This is a genomic window from Vibrio sp. YT-19(2023) (genome assembly GCF_033337395.1).
This window is the reverse complement of record NZ_JAWOQN010000586.1, coordinates 1-662: the sequence shown is the minus strand read 5'-3', so window position 1 is coordinate 662 and position 662 is coordinate 1. Positions and strand designations below refer to the sequence as shown.

1 protein-coding gene is annotated in these 662 nt (G+C 50.5%); it reads right to left on the bottom strand.

The window, feature by feature from the left end:
• Positions 1-662: pyridoxal-phosphate dependent enzyme (locus R7E78_RS27300; protein WP_318058774.1), on the bottom strand; the 662-nt coding region annotated here is incomplete at both ends.

The following is a 662-nucleotide window of genomic DNA, read 5'->3' as shown; positions in this document are numbered from 1 at the left end:
TTGTGCCAGTTTGATTGCGTATGCGACTGCGTGGGAAGATTCGATAGCCGGAATAATCCCTTCTTCACGAGACAACTCAAAGAAGGCGTCTATCGCTTCGTCATCGTTGATTGAACCATAGTTCACGCGTCCTATGTCTTTTAAATAACTGTGCTGTGGGCCTACCGATGGGTAATCCAAGCCACTGGCGACGGAGTGTACCTCTTGTGGTTCGCCTTGCTCATCTTTAAGCATGTAAGACTTAAACCCGTGCATGATGCCTGGCTCGCCAAGCGTTAGGGTGGCTGCGTGTTCACCCACTTTGTCCAAAGATCGTCCAGCAGGCTCGACGCCGTGGATCGCGACGCTTTCATCTTCTAAAAATGCGCTAAACAACCCCATGGCATTTGAGCCGCCACCCACACACGCGACAAGATTGTTCGGCAATTTGCCCGTCATCTCTTTGAACTGAACTCGCGCTTCGTTCCCAATGATGGATTGGAAATCGCGAACCATTTTAGGGAATGGGTGAGGGCCAACCACGGAACCAATGGCATAAAGCTGAGTTTCTGGATCTTTTAGGTACGCTTCAAAGGCAGCATCAACGGCTTCTTTCAGCGTTTTACGTCCGTGCGTGGCAGGAATCACGTTAGCACCAAGGATTCTCATACGGACAACGTTCG